This window comes from Nocardia sp. JCM 38205 (genome assembly GCF_058222935.1).
Window position 1 is genome coordinate 479,843 of the sequence record NZ_JBYHFL010000005.1, and the last position, 12,264, is coordinate 492,106.

The window sequence follows — 12,264 nt, forward strand, 5'->3', positions numbered from 1 at the left end:
TAGCAATGGCGCTCGGGACCTTGCGAAAGTTGCCCCCACCCTCCCTTCCCCCCTGCTGGGGCGCCGCCGCTCGGCGTCTGGGGCGGACGAGCCGGCGTATAAGCCGGATCCTGTCCCCGGTTCGCACCGGGTGGCGGCCATCCATCTGGACACACCGTCGCCGGGTGCCTCGAGCGGTCCACCCGCAGGCTCGGGCGAGCAGCCCTCGAACACCTGCGCAGCCGCATCGCACGCGATGCGACCTTCGACCTTGCTCCGGGCGGGGTTTACCGAGCCGCCCCGGTCACCCGGGGCGCTGGTGCGCTCTTACCGCACCGTTTCACCCTCACCACACGACCCCGAGAGGTCGTGGGCGGTCTGTTTTCTGTGGCACTGTCCCGCGGGTCGCCCCGGGTTGCCGTTAGCAACCGCCCTGCTCTGTGGAGTCCGGACTTTCCTCGGCTCCGGGCAGCGACACCGCAGTGCCCGTTCCCGTCGCCGCGGCCGCCCGGCCGACTCGTCCGCCAGCACAGGATACTCGGTAAGTTAATCGACCATGGAACGTGTCGAGGTCAGCTTCCCGTCGGGGGGAGAGCAGTGCGCCGCCTGGCTCTACCGTCCGGATGGCGTGCCCAAACCCCGCCCGCTCGTGGTGATGGGACACGGCCTGGGGGCCAACAGGGAAATGGGTTTGGATCGGTACGCGCGCAGGTTCGCGGCCGCGGGGATGGGGGTGCTGGTCTTCGACTATCGCCATTTCGGTGCCAGTGACGGCGCACCGCGCCAGCTGCTGCACATCGCCCGTCAGCGCGAGGACTGGCATGCGGCGATCGCCTACGCGCGCACCATCCGCGGGTTCGACGCCACCCGGATCGCGTTGTGGGGCACCTCTTTCGGTGGCGGGCACGTGCTGTCGGTGGCCCCGGACGATGCCTATATCGCCGCGGTGGTGGCGCAGGTGCCGTTCACCAGCGGCTGGGCCTCCGCCATGGCGAAGGGCCCGACCAGCCTCACCAAGGTGGCCACCATCGCCGCCACCGATCTGCTGATCGGACCGATCCGGCGCAAGCCCGTTCCGGTGCGGCTGGCCGGGCGCAAGCGTGCCGCCGCGCTGATGTCGGCGCCCGACGTGCCGGAGGGTTTCGGCAGGCTGGCCGAGGAAAGCGAGAGCTATCAGCCGAAAGTAGCCGCGCGCGTGGCCTTCTCGGCCCTGTTCGACGCACCGGGGCGGCGCGCCAAGGCGCTGAAGATGCCGGTGCTCTACGCACTGTGCGACAACGATTCGGTGGCACCGGTCAAACCCGCACTGCGCGCCGCCGAACGCACCAAGCACGCCATCGTGAAGCGCTACGACGCAGGGCATTTCGACATCTACTTCGATGACGTGTTCGAGCAGGCCGTGCACGACCAGACCGAATTCCTGGTCTCGGTGCTGCGCCCCTGAGCATGCCCTGGGCGGGGCCGGCTCGGCGCGGTAGGCCGGATCCGGACCCGGCCGGGGTCTCACGCCCGCCAGATGAGCTCAACCCCGGCGCGCGACGACGGCGAAGTTCAACGGAATCCGCGGGTGGCCGGGGGCCGTCGTCCAGCCCTCGGCGCAGGGCTCGAGGGCCGGGAACGCCGGCCAGTCCATGTACGGGAGTTCGTGCAGGGCTTCGATTCTCAGGCCCGCCGCGAGCAGCGCGGTGACGACTTCGCTGAGGTCGTGGCGCCATTCGTGGTTGGTGGTGTGGGTGATCAAGCCCTCCGAATCCTCGGTGTAGGTGCCGGAATCTTCATAAGTCAGGACACCGCCGCCGGTGAGGTAATCGTCGGTGATGGTCCAGGGCTGGAAGTCCATGGCGCCGAGGATCGGGTGGTCGTCGCGGATGAGGAAGACACCGCCCGGTTCGAGCAGGTCATGGATGGAGCGGGCCCAATCGGTGAGATCCGGGAGCCAGACGATGGTTCCGGCGCTGGTGACGATCGTGTCGAAGCGGCGGTCGATCGCCGAGGAGGCGTAGCGGGCGTCGCCTTCGACCCAAGTGATGTCACGGCCGTCGGCGGCCGCGATCCGCGCCGCGTGCCGCAGCGAGTTCGGCGAGAGGTCGAGGCCGTGCACCTCGACCGCGCCGAGCCGTGCCCACGAGACGGTGTCGGTGCCGATATGGCATTGCAGATGCAGGAGGGATCGCCCGTGGATCCCGGTGTCCGGCAGGTGCGGCTCCAGCACCGACAGATCGTTGCGTACCACCTGGGAGATATCGGTGGGATCGGCCAGGAACGCGTCGACGTCGTACATCCGCGAACGCACGTGGACGTCGGCGCGGTCGTCCCAGTTCGCGCGGTTGGCGGCGATGGCTTCCATCTCGTTCACGGCAGGCCCTTTCGACGGTTCAATCCCCGGCTGCTCTCGTGCGCCCCGACGAACCTTTGTACTGATGCCCGAAGCCGACCGCCACCGGTTTTCCAGCGGGCACCGAGGACTCGCCGGATCCGCCCGCCGAGATCGCCACCGAGCGTGCGGCTCGCCCGTGTGCGGCGGTGTCCATCAGGCAGCGCCCGGCTCGGCGAATTCTTCGATCAGCACGGCGTATTCGTCTCCACCGTGCCCGGCGGCGACCGATCGGTCGGCCATCGACTTGATCAATCTCGGCAGCTCGGCATTGATGCCGGCCGCCTCGCATTCCTCGATCAGATGCGCCATCGTCCGCACGTGGGTGTCGAGCGAGGCCACCTCGGTCGCGAACGAGCCTGCATCGATCTGCTCCGCGTGTCCGGGCAGCCAGCCGGCGACACTCGCGGCCATCTGCTGGGCGAACGGGGCGAAGGTGGCGGCGTCGACGCCGGCGGTGCGGAGCAGGGCCGTGCCCTGGAGCCAGGCGTTGAGGACGCCCCACATCATGGCCAGCCCCGCCACGTCGTACAGCGACGCCAAGCCGTGGTCGCCGCCGAGATAGGTGAGCGTGCCGAGCGCTTCCAGCGTCGAGCGATGCGCTTCGGCATGCGCCTGCACGCCGCTGAGCAGGATCACCGCCTCGTCGGTGCCGATCGCCTGTGGGATGGCCATGATGGCGCCGTCGAGGTAGTGGGCGCCGCGTTGCTCGGCCCAGCGGGCGGCTGCCCTGGCCTGGGCCGAGTCGCCGGAGGTCAGGTTGAGCAGGGTCGTGCCCGCGAGCTCCGCCCCGTCGAGCAGCTCGTAGACCGCCGGATAGTCGCTCACACAGATGATCGTCAGTGATCCGGCGGCGATCGCTTCGGCGGCCGTCGGAGCCTGCCGCGCGCCCTCGGCGACCAGCGGTTCGGCCGTGGCGGACGTGCGGTTCCAGACGGTGGTCGGATGCCCGGCTTTCAGGAAGGCGCGTGCGAGTGCCCGGCCCATGAGGCCGAGCCCGAGAATGGACACGGATGTTTCGGTGTTGGTCATGGCAGCATGATCAACGTTCATACCGGTCTGAAGGTCAAGTGAGGTGTCGATGCTGATCGGGGAACTGAGCCGCCGCACGGGCGTCAACGCCCACCAGCTGCGCTACTACGAGGCGCAAGGCCTGCTCGAGGCCGACCGCAGCCCCAACGGCTATCGCGACTACCCCGAGGACGCCGTGCTTCGGGTGCGCCAGATCCGGCACCTGCTCGACGCCGGCCTGTCCAGCGACGACATCGCCTACCTGCTGCCCTGCGCCACCGGCGAAGCGCCCGACCTGCCCGGCTGCCCCGAACTGCTCGACGCGATGCGCTCGCGGATGAACCGGCTCGACGACCAGCTGGACAAACTGACCCGCTCCCGCGACGCCCTCGCCGAGTACATCGCGGCCGCCGAACGGACGGGCGGGGACAGTTACCCGCCGTTCGACGGATCCGGTCGCGCGCGCGTCACCGCATGAGCGGGCGGCGCACGACCCACTACCGGCCCACCGAATTCACGACGATGACCCGGCGACCGCTTCAACCGGGTGCGCGACAAGCGATTTCGGCCTGATGGACGCCCCCGCCGCCGGGACCGAGACGAGGCGCGGGCGGCCGTCGCGATGTGGACGGAACCGGTCAGCGACGACGTGCGCGCAACACCGTGTCCTCGAGCGTGACCTCCGAACCATTGGGGCCGATGGTCTGCCGGGAACGGCCTTCGGCTACCTGGACTTCCCACCGGCCGGGGTCCAGGCCCGCGGCGATGTCTTCGGCGGTGACGTGCACGTGTGCCGATGACGAGCCGTGCGCATGGCTGGACAGGTGGTCGCTCGGGGCGTGACCGACGATGAGCAGGGTTCCGCCGGGGGCGACGGCCGTGGCGAGGCGCTCGAACAACTCCTGCGGGGAGCCGGAGGTATGGACGTAGTGAGTGCACACCAGGTCGAATTGCGCAGCGGGAGGCACCCATTCGGTGAGGTCGGCCTGCTGCCAGCTGATGCGGGCGGCGATGTCGGCACCGGCGGCGTCGGCCCGTTCGCGGGCGTGCCGCAGGGCCGCATCGGAGATATCGACGGCCATCACCTGCCAGCCCTGAGCGGCCAGCCACAGTGCTTCGCCGCCCGTCCCGCAGCCGGCGTCGAGCGCCGTGCCCGGCGGTAGGTCACCCACCTCGGCGAGGAGGTGCGGGTTGGGTTCGCGGGCGGCGGAGTGGGCGCCGTGGTAACGCGTCTCCCAGAATTCCTTGCCGAATTCCTCTGTCATGCTGATCCTTTGGTTCCGGTCGTCGATCGGTGCCGGGCGGCGGGTCGTCGGCCCCGCCGCCCGGTCTCGCTTATCCGAGGGCGTGCTCCCCCACCGGCTGCTCGGCGACTCCGGGCTCGGACGCAGCCCTCTCGCGCAGCGCGGCGACCGCCTGCCGGGTCTCCTCCGCCACCAGGTCCGCGTTGATCTGCGCGCCGGCCATGGTCCCCGCGGCACCGGCAGCGCCCACCTGAGCCGACAGGTCGACCACATTGCCCGCTGCCCACACCCCGGGCACGTCGGTGCGGCCCGTCGGATCGGCGGCGATGTGCTCGCCCATGCCCATCGGGTGCTCCACCGGTGTCAGCCCGAGATCGGCCAGGAACCCGGCCCGCGCCACCATGCGCGACCCCACGGCCAGTGCGTCGCGGGCGACGACGGTGCCGTCGGCGAGACGCACACCCACCAGCCGGTCCGCGTCGATCTCCAGTCCTGCGACCGCACCGGTCACCACCCGAATTCCGCGTGCCGCGAGTTCCTCGGCCACCTCACCGGCCGGTTCTGGCGCGGTATGGGTGAAGAAGGTGACGTCGTCGCTCAGCTGCCGGAACAACATCGTCTGGTGCACCGACATCGGGCTGCTCGCCAGCACGCCGATGGCCTGGTCGCGTACCTCCCAGCCGTGGCAGTACGGGCAGTGCAGGACGTCGCGGCCCCAGCGTTCCCGTAGGCCGGGAATGTCGGGCAGCACGTCGGTCAGGCCGGTCGCCACCAGCAGGCGGCGGGCGCGGGTCGCTCGGCCGTCGGTCAGGGTGACGGCGAATCCGTCACCGTCGCGCGTGGCCGTGGCCACCTCCCCGGTGACGATCCGGCCGCCGTATCCGCGAAGCTCCGCGCGGCCTCGTTCGAGCAGTTCGCCGGGCGGCATTCCTTCGCGGCCGAGCAGGCCGTGCACGCCGTCCGCCGGTGCGTTGCGTGGGTCGCCCGCATCGATCACCACGACCGACCGCCTCGACCGCGCCAGCGTCACCGCACCGCTCAGCCCCGCGGCTCCGCCGCCCAGTACCACCACGTCATAGCTGTTTTTCAGCTCATCGGTCACTGTGACCACCTCCGCACACGATGATGCGAACAGTTGCCGATCCTGGCAAGGAAATTTGCCAATGCGGCAAATTTTGCCGGGCGGGAGGGGGTATCACCCGCGAGCGCGCCAACCGCCAGTCGGCGGGACCAACACTGTCACACCAGGGCGGATTCGACGTGCCGACGCGCGGTGGCCCAGCGGGTGTTAGATGGCTGCGAAGCAGTTACTTCGAGGAAGGACGTCGTTCATGACCGAGAGGGTCGCAGTAGTGTCCGGTGCCGCGCGGGGAATCGGCGCGGCGATCGCCCGACGATTCGCCGCCGACGGCATGAAGGTCGGCGTGCTCGATCTGGACGAGAACGCCTGCGCCGATACGGTCTCGGCGATCACCGAGGCCGGTGGACAGGCGGTGGCGCTCGGCGCCGATGTCAGCGACGAGGCGTCGGTGGCGGCGGCGGTCGAGCGGCTGGAAGGCGTGCTGGGCGCACCGACGGTGGTGGTCAACAATGCCGGTATCCTGCGCGACAACCTGCTGTTCAAGATGAGCGTCGACGATTGGGACGCGGTCATGAACGTGCACCTGCGTGGAGCGTTCCTGCTGACCAGGGCCGTGCAGAAGTACATGGTGGAGCAGAAGTTCGGCCGCATCATCAACATGTCGAGCACCTCGGCCCTGGGCAACCGCGGCCAGGCCAACTACTCCGCCGCCAAGGCGGGCATGCAGGGCTTCACCAAAACCCTCGCCTTCGAACTCGGCAAGTTCGGTGTCACCGCCAACGCCATCGCCCCCGGATTCATCGTCACCGATATGACCGCCGCCACCGCGGCCCGCGTCGGCGCCTCCTTCGAGGACTTCCAGGCCGCCGCCGCCTCCCAGATCCCCGTGGCCCGCGTCGGCTACCCCGAAGACATCGCCCACACCGCGTCCTTCCTGGCCAGCGAGGGCGCAGGCTTCGTCTCCGGCCAGGTCATCTACGTGGCCGGCGGCCCCAAGGACTGATCAATCCCCTTGCGGGCGAGCGCTATCCGGCGCACGATCGACCGATGATCGTGCGCCGGGTGCCGCCTGCGGAATGGGAAGTGGCGCGGGCCGTTCGCCTGGACGCGCTCGCGGGATCGCCGCCCGGCACGTTCAGTACGACGTTCGCCGAGGCATCGGCGTGGAACGAACAGCGTTGGCGTGAGTGGGCCCGCCCGCGGACGTTGTTCGTGGCCGAAGACGGCGGTGTTCCCATCGGGTCGGCTGCGGGCTTTCGTGCCGACGGGTCCGCCGAGCTGGTGTCGATGTGGGTGAATCCGGTCGCGCGCGGCAGCGGAATCTCCGACCGGCTGGTGCACGCGGTGATCGAGTGGGCGCGCGACGGCGGCCATTCGGAGCTGCGACTGTGGGTGCTCGACGGCAACCACCACGCGGAGAACCTGTACCGGCGTAACGGTTTTCACTACACCGGGCGCCGGCAGCCGTGCGGGCCGGAGGATCCGCGGCCGGAGAACGAGATGGTCCTTCGTCTGGCCACCTAGCGAGTAATGCCCAGGGCCCCGCTGGATCGCTGTGTTCACCGCGCGAATCGGGCGGCGGCCGACAAGACCGCTTCGCCCATGGCCGGGCTTCCGGTGTGCCCGGAATCGTCGATCACCTGGAGTTCGGCGTCGGGCCAGGCGTTGGCGAGGTCCCAGGCAGTGCGGAGCGGAGCGCTGAGGTCGAGTTTTCCGTGAATGAGGATGCCGGGGATGCCGGTCAGGCGGTGGGCGTCGTGGAGGAGCCGGCCGTCGGGCAGCCAGGCCGCGTGGGCGAAGTAGTGGGCGCAGATGCGGGTGAAGGTGAGCATGGCGGCTTCGGGTTTGGCGCTGTACTGGCCGGGCGAACCGGTGGTTTCGTGGGCGATGACGGCGTCTTCCCAGGCGCACCAGTTGCGGGCGGCGGCCACGCGGACCTGCGGGTCGGGGTGGTCGAACAACCGGCTGTAGGCGGCGACCAGATCGCCGTCACGGTCGCTGGCGGGCACACCCTCGCGGAACCGCTCCCATTCCTGCGGCAGCAGCAGCCCGACGCCCCGGTAGAGCCAGTCGATCTCCGCGCGCCGCGTCATCGTCACACCGACCAGCACGATCTCGGTCACCCGTTCCGGGTACCGCTGGGCATAGGCGAGGCTCAGCGTCGAACCCCACGATCCGCCGAACAGCATCCACCGCTCGATCCCCAGGTGGGTGCGCAATCGCTCCATATCGGCGATCAGATGTTCGGTGGTGTTCACCGCGAGGCGCACTCGCGGATCGGCCGCGTTGGGCAGGCTCCGCCCACATCCGCGCTGGTCGAAGCGCACGATGCGGTAGATCGCCGGATCGAAGGCGCTCCGACGCGAGCCGCCGCCACCCGCGCCGGGCCCACCGTGCACGACGACCACCGGCTTCCCGCGCGGATTACCACTGGTCTCCCAATACATCCGATTGCCGTCACCGACATCGAGCAGGCCGGACGCGTACGGCTCGAGCACGGGAAAGGCGTGCGGCTGCGACGGCGGTGAATCCACCCAGCGGACGCTAACACGATGTTTCCGCCACCTCACCCGTCCGCACCGGAAACGCGCAGGTTCGATAACGATCATCATGACGCCTTGATTTCCGCAGATGCGGGAATATGCTCCCAATCGTGTCGAATTTGCGGATCAGCGAGGCAGCAGCCCTGCTCGGTGTCAGTGATGACACCGTGCGCCGGTGGGTGGACCATGGACGGTTGCCGTCGATTCAGCTCGACAACGGACGCAAGGGCATCAGCGGGCGCGACCTGGCCGAATTCCTGCGCGCCGGCGCCGACGCGCCCGAGCCGGGCACCACCGTCGCCGCCTCGGCCCGCAACCGCATGCGCGGCATCGTCACGCGCATCGTCAAGGACACGGTGATGGCGCAGGTGGAGATGCAGGCAGGTCCGTTCCGGCTGGTGTCGCTGGTCAGCCGGGAGTCGGTGGATGAACTCGGCCTCGAGGTGGGCAGCGTGGCCGTCGCCTCGGTGAAATCCACGCATGTCGTCGTCGAGATCCCGGAGAGCTGAACTCGTGCACCGCTATCGTCATGTCGCCGCGCTGTTCGTCGCGAGCACCTTCGCACTCACCGGTTGCGGGGATGACGGCTCGGCCGCGCCCGGCGATGGTGAAATCAGCGGCAGGGTAACCGTTTTCGCTGCCGCCTCGCTCACCGAGACATTCACCGCGCTGGGTGCGCAGTTCGAGGCCGCGCATCCCGGCGTGGACGTCGTGTTCAGCTTCGGCGCGAGCTCCGAACTCGCCGAGCAGATCCGGCAGGGCGCGCCCGCGGACGTCTTCGCTTCGGCCGCCCCGAAGAACATGCAGCAGGTCGTCGATTCCGGCGACATCACCGGATCGCCGGTGACGTTCGTCCGCAACAGCCTCGAAATAGCGGTTCCCGCAGGAAATCCCGGCGCGATCACCGGTCTGTCCGATTTCGGCCGCGAGGAACCGATCATCGCGCTGTGCGCCGAACAGGTACCGTGCGGGGCGGCGGCCACGAAGGTCTTCGAGTCCGCGCGGATCACCCCGAAACCCGACACCAGGGAACCCGACGTGAAGGCCGTACTGAGCAAGGTGACGCTCGGCGAGGTCGATGCCGCGCTGGTGTATCGCACCGATGTGCGAGCGGCCGGCGACAAGGTCGACGGCATCGAGTTCGCGGAATCGGCGAGCGCGGTCAACGAGTATCCGATCGCGCCGGTCGCGCACGCGCCGAACGCACCGGCCGCCGCGGCATTCGTCGACTTCATCGGATCCGACGCGGCCCGCCCGGTCTTCGCCGACGCGGGATTCGAGACGCCGTGACCCGGACCGTCGCACGACGGGTGCGGCGACGGCGGCCACCGATCTTGCTGGTGCCCGCCGTGATCGGGCTGCTGTTCCTGGTGGTTCCGCTGGTGGGGCTGGTGCTGCGAGCACCGTGGCGGACCCTGCCGGATCGGCTGTTCAGCGCGGAAATCGCGGAAGCGCTGCGGCTTTCGCTGGTGTGCGCGAGCCTGGCGACGATGATCTGTCTGCTGCTCGGCATCCCGCTGGCCTGGCTGCTCGCACGCGCCGACCTGCCCGGCCGCGGGCTGGTGCGGGCGCTGGTGACGGTGCCGCTGGTCTTGCCGCCGGTGGTGGGCGGTGTGGCACTGCTGCTGGTGTTCGGGCGTCGCGGGCTGATCGGCCAGTACCTGCACGAATGGTTCGGGGTGTCATTGCCGTTCACGACGGCCGGTGTGGTGGTCGCCGAAGCCTTTGTCGCGATGCCGTTTCTGGTGATCTCGGTCGAAGGCGCCTTGCGGGCGGCCGATCCGCGCTACGAGGAAGCCGCCGCCACACTCGGCGCCTCCCCCTGGTTGAGCTTCCGCCGCGTGACCCTGCCCTCGATCCTGCCCGGTGTGGTGGCCGGTGCGGTGCTCTGCTGGGCGCGCGCACTCGGCGAATTCGGCGCCACCATCACCTTCGCGGGCAACTTCCCCGGCGAAACGACGACCATGCCGCTGGCCGTGTATCTGGCGCTGCAAACCGACCCGGACGCCGCCATCGTGCTGAGCCTGGTGTTGCTGGCGGTCTCGGTCGGAGTGCTCGCGGCGCTGCGGGAGCGGTGGACGCGGGGCATCGGATGACGCTCCAGGCGGATATCCGGATCACCCGCGGCGACTTCGCACTCGGGCTGGCGCTGACGGTGCGGGCCGGCGAGGTGGTGGCATTGCTCGGGCCCAACGGTGCCGGGAAAACGACCGCGCTGCGAGCGTTGGCCGGGCTCACACCGCTCACCGACGGTGCGATCCGGCTCGATGAGCACCTCTGGGACGCACCGCCGCACACGTTCACGCCGGCCGAGCACCGGCAGGTCGGAGTGGTGTTCCAGGACTACCTGCTCTTCGCGCATCTGAATGCGCTGGACAATGTCGCGTTCGGGCTGCGAGCGCGGGGAATGCGGCGGGCAGCGGCGCGGGCGCGGGCCGGGCACTGGCTGGAGCGAGTGGGGCTGGGCGAGTATTCGCAGACGAAACCGCGCAGCTTGTCCGGCGGTCAGGCGCAGCGGGTGGCGCTGGCGCGGGCGCTGGCCACCGAGCCGAAACTCCTGCTGCTGGACGAGCCGCTGGCCGCGCTGGACGCGAGCACCAGGATCCGGGTGCGCAGCGACCTGGCCCACCATCTCGGCGACTATCCGGGCCACACGGTGCTGGTCACCCACGACCCGCTCGATGCGATGGTGCTCGCCGACCGGCTGGTCATCACGGAGGACGGCGCCGTCGTGCAGGAAGGTGCGCCCGCCGAGGTCGCCCGGCGCCCCCGCTCGGATTACGTCGCCAATCTGGTCGGCCTCAATCTCTTCCGCGGCACCGCGCGCGGCACGGTCGTCGACCTCGACCGCGGCGGCGAGCTGACGATCGCCGAACCGGCAACAGCTGCGGTACATCTGGCCTTCGCGCCGAGCGCCGTCAGCCTGCATCCGGAACGTCCCGCGGGCAGTCCGCGCAATACCTGGCCGGTGACCGTCGCCGGGGTCGAACAGCATGCGCATACGGTCCGGGTCCGGCTCGACGGCACTCCCCCGGCCCTGGCCGACGTCACCGCCGCCACCGTCGCCGAACTGCGCCTGCGCCCGGGAACCGAGCTGTGGGCCGCCCTCAAGGCCACCGAAATCCACACCTATCCGGCATAGGATCGCGCGCCGAGCGATGAGTTTCGCCGGCCCGCCTGGTCGTCACTACCAGGAACCCGACGAGAGGAAGGCCCGTGGACACCGCAATGACCTCGGAGAACACGGCAGCCAGAGCGCTGCCGGACACCGCACCGCAGACCGCGGGCGGGAAGGTGCTCTGGCACTTCAGCATGTCGCTGGACGGATTCGTCGCTGGACCGAACCATTCCATGGACTGGATGCGCGGAACCTCCCGACCCGGCCTCGTCGAGGAGTACGTCGAGACGACCGGCGCCGTGCTGGGCGGCCGCACCGGGTGGGACGCCTACCCCGACCCCACCGCCATCTACGGCGGCGCCTGGCAGGGACCGGTGTTCGTGCTGACCCACCACCCCGAAGACGCCACACCCGCCGCCGGCGTCACCTTCCTGAACTGCGATGTCGCCGAAGCGGTCCGGATCGGACTCGAGGCGGCCGCAGGCAAGAATCTCGAAGTCTTCTCGCCCACAATCGGCGCGCAGCTGCTCGAACGCGGACTCATCGACGAGATCGACCTGCACATCGCGCCGGTGCTGCTCGGGGACGGGATTCGCCTGTTCGACCATCCCGGCGGCACACCCATCCCGCTGGCCCTCGCCAACGGCGACGACCCCGACGCCGAGGTCAACCTCCGCTACCGCCCGATCAGCCCCGAGCTGACCTGAACCGCCACAGCCGCACAGCCGCACAGCCGCACAGCCGCACAGCCGCACAGCCGCACAGCCGCACAGCCGCACAGCCGCACAGCCGCACAGCCGCACAGCCGCACAGCCGGGAGTGTGAGCACAGCGTCATTGCGGGGCAACTGCGCCGAAAATGGCGGGAAATCGGGGGCGGCGAGGATGGCTCGCATGATGTGGGTGAGCTCGGGT

General features: G+C 69.7%; 14 protein-coding genes and 1 other RNA gene. 9 read left to right on the plus strand and 6 right to left on the minus strand.

Translation table 11 applies throughout. The features are described 5' to 3' along the window. Positions 1–83 precede the first annotated feature (83 nt). An RNA gene (gene rnpB, locus AC4HOU_RS21065) (RNase P RNA component class A) lies at positions 84–499 on the minus strand. 36 nt (positions 500–535) lie between these two features. Here rnpB and AC4HOU_RS21070 point away from each other — a divergent pair. Next, positions 536–1,423, plus strand: a complete 888-nt coding sequence (locus AC4HOU_RS21070; protein ID WP_163814190.1) for an alpha/beta hydrolase — start codon at positions 536–538, stop codon at positions 1,421–1,423. Between the two features lie 78 nt (positions 1,424–1,501). Here AC4HOU_RS21070 and AC4HOU_RS21075 read toward each other — a convergent pair whose 3' ends face one another. Further along, a complete protein-coding gene (locus AC4HOU_RS21075; protein ID WP_228816125.1) occupies positions 1,502–2,326 on the minus strand; it encodes a class I SAM-dependent methyltransferase in 825 nt (274 codons plus the stop codon). Between the two features lie 183 nt (positions 2,327–2,509). Beyond that, positions 2,510–3,385 carry an NAD(P)-dependent oxidoreductase gene (locus AC4HOU_RS21080; RefSeq protein ID WP_194989803.1) on the minus strand — a complete coding sequence of 292 codons (876 nt, stop codon included), beginning with the start codon at positions 3,383–3,385 and terminating at the stop codon, positions 2,510–2,512. 49 nt (positions 3,386–3,434) lie between these two features. Here AC4HOU_RS21080 and AC4HOU_RS21085 point away from each other — a divergent pair, with 49 nt between their 5' ends. Then, complete coding sequence (locus AC4HOU_RS21085; protein WP_163814187.1) at positions 3,435–3,842, plus strand: MerR family transcriptional regulator; 408 nt, start codon at positions 3,435–3,437, stop codon at positions 3,840–3,842. Positions 3,843–4,002: 160 nt separating this feature from the next. Here the strand turns inward: AC4HOU_RS21085 and AC4HOU_RS21090 are convergent, their stop codons facing one another. Together AC4HOU_RS21090 and AC4HOU_RS21095 are read right to left on the minus strand one after the other, a co-directional pair. Beyond that, the gene (locus AC4HOU_RS21090) at positions 4,003–4,629 is read right to left on the minus strand and encodes a class I SAM-dependent methyltransferase (RefSeq protein ID WP_163814186.1); all 627 of its coding nucleotides are present in this window, start codon (positions 4,627–4,629) and stop codon (positions 4,003–4,005) included. 70 nt (positions 4,630–4,699) lie between these two features. Next, positions 4,700–5,710, minus strand: coding sequence for an NAD(P)/FAD-dependent oxidoreductase (locus tag AC4HOU_RS21095; protein WP_490725015.1), 1,011 nt, complete (start codon positions 5,708–5,710; stop codon positions 4,700–4,702). A 229-nt stretch (positions 5,711–5,939) separates the two neighbouring features. Here AC4HOU_RS21095 and fabG point away from each other — a divergent pair, with 229 nt between their 5' ends. Both fabG and AC4HOU_RS21105 read left to right on the plus strand, forming a co-directional pair. Continuing rightward, entirely contained in the window at positions 5,940–6,692 is a 753-nt protein-coding gene (gene fabG, locus AC4HOU_RS21100; RefSeq protein ID WP_490725016.1) for a 3-oxoacyl-ACP reductase FabG, read from the plus strand. A 44-nt stretch (positions 6,693–6,736) separates the two neighbouring features. Beyond that, positions 6,737–7,213 carry a GNAT family N-acetyltransferase gene (locus AC4HOU_RS21105; protein WP_490725017.1) on the plus strand — a complete coding sequence of 159 codons (477 nt, stop codon included), beginning with the start codon at positions 6,737–6,739 and terminating at the stop codon, positions 7,211–7,213. Positions 7,214–7,248: 35 nt separating this feature from the next. Here the strand turns inward: AC4HOU_RS21105 and pip are convergent, their stop codons facing one another. Beyond that, positions 7,249–8,223: a prolyl aminopeptidase gene (gene pip, locus AC4HOU_RS21110; RefSeq protein WP_324197435.1), complete on the minus strand. Its 975-nt coding sequence runs from the start codon at positions 8,221–8,223 to the stop codon at positions 7,249–7,251. A gap of 119 nt (positions 8,224–8,342) precedes the next feature. Here pip and AC4HOU_RS21115 point away from each other — a divergent pair, with 119 nt between their 5' ends. The 5 genes from AC4HOU_RS21115 (at position 8,343) to AC4HOU_RS21135 (ending at position 12,057) form a co-directional block, all read left to right on the plus strand. Beyond that, entirely contained in the window at positions 8,343–8,741 is a 399-nt protein-coding gene (locus AC4HOU_RS21115; protein WP_490725018.1) for a TOBE domain-containing protein, read from the plus strand. 4 nt (positions 8,742–8,745) lie between these two features. Next, positions 8,746–9,522 (plus strand): molybdate ABC transporter substrate-binding protein, encoded by a 777-nt coding sequence (gene modA / locus AC4HOU_RS21120; RefSeq protein WP_490725019.1) that lies wholly within the window; start codon positions 8,746–8,748, stop codon positions 9,520–9,522. Further along, positions 9,519–10,328, plus strand: coding sequence for a molybdate ABC transporter permease subunit (modB, locus tag AC4HOU_RS21125; RefSeq protein ID WP_163814180.1), 810 nt, complete (start codon positions 9,519–9,521; stop codon positions 10,326–10,328). The genes modA and modB overlap by 4 nt, the downstream gene beginning before the upstream one ends. Further along, entirely contained in the window at positions 10,325–11,374 is a 1,050-nt protein-coding gene (locus AC4HOU_RS21130) for an ABC transporter ATP-binding protein (protein ID WP_490725020.1), read from the plus strand. Before modB ends, AC4HOU_RS21130 begins: the two co-directional genes overlap by 4 nt. 74 nt (positions 11,375–11,448) lie before the next feature. Beyond that, the gene (locus AC4HOU_RS21135) at positions 11,449–12,057 is read left to right on the plus strand and encodes a dihydrofolate reductase family protein (RefSeq protein WP_280213458.1); all 609 of its coding nucleotides are present in this window, start codon (positions 11,449–11,451) and stop codon (positions 12,055–12,057) included. Positions 12,058–12,264 lie beyond the last annotated feature (207 nt).

What these genes read in the sequence shown, in the direction of transcription:
- AC4HOU_RS21085 (WP_163814187.1), top strand. Translation starts at nt 3,435, where the DNA reads ATGCTGATCGGGGAACTGAGCCGCCGCACGGGCGTCAACGCCCACCAG.
- AC4HOU_RS21105 (WP_490725017.1), top strand. Translation starts at nt 6,737, where the DNA reads ATGATCGTGCGCCGGGTGCCGCCTGCGGAATGGGAAGTGGCGCGGGCC.
- fabG (WP_490725016.1), top strand. Translation starts at nt 5,940, where the DNA reads ATGACCGAGAGGGTCGCAGTAGTGTCCGGTGCCGCGCGGGGAATCGGC.
- AC4HOU_RS21090 (WP_163814186.1), bottom strand. Translation starts at nt 4,629, where the DNA reads ATGACAGAGGAATTCGGCAAGGAATTCTGGGAGACGCGTTACCACGGC.
- AC4HOU_RS21080 (WP_194989803.1), bottom strand. Translation starts at nt 3,385, where the DNA reads ATGACCAACACCGAAACATCCGTGTCCATTCTCGGGCTCGGCCTCATG.
- AC4HOU_RS21070 (WP_163814190.1), top strand. Translation starts at nt 536, where the DNA reads ATGGAACGTGTCGAGGTCAGCTTCCCGTCGGGGGGAGAGCAGTGCGCC.
- AC4HOU_RS21130 (WP_490725020.1), top strand. Translation starts at nt 10,325, where the DNA reads ATGACGCTCCAGGCGGATATCCGGATCACCCGCGGCGACTTCGCACTC.
- AC4HOU_RS21075 (WP_228816125.1), bottom strand. Translation starts at nt 2,326, where the DNA reads ATGGAAGCCATCGCCGCCAACCGCGCGAACTGGGACGACCGCGCCGAC.